The sequence below is a fragment of the Endozoicomonas atrinae genome (assembly GCF_001647025.1).
Lineage (GTDB): Bacteria > Pseudomonadota > Gammaproteobacteria > Pseudomonadales > Endozoicomonadaceae > Endozoicomonas > Endozoicomonas atrinae.
This window is the reverse complement of sequence record NZ_LUKQ02000969.1, coordinates 1-224: the sequence shown is the minus strand read 5'-3', so window position 1 is coordinate 224 and position 224 is coordinate 1. Positions and strand designations below refer to the sequence as shown.

At 50.0% G+C, this 224-nt stretch carries 1 protein-coding gene; it reads left to right on the top strand.

Translation table 11 applies throughout. From position 1 onward, the window contains the following. Positions 1-224: transposase (locus AK963_RS31080; RefSeq protein WP_175404859.1), on the top strand; the 224-nt coding region annotated here is incomplete at both ends.

The window sequence follows — 224 nt, the reverse complement described above, 5'->3', positions numbered from 1 at the left end:
AATTCTGGCTTTCTGTGCTGACAGAGCTTAAGAACCGTGGAGTTGAAGATGTCTTCGTTGCCTGTGTTGATGGGCTTACCGGATTCCCGGAAGCGATTAACACCGTGTTCCCAATGGCTCAGGTTCAGCTGTGTATTGTGCATCAGGTACGTAACTCGCTGAAATACGTCTCCTACAAGGACCGTAAATGCGTCGCCAGCGACCTGAAACGGATTTACCGGTCA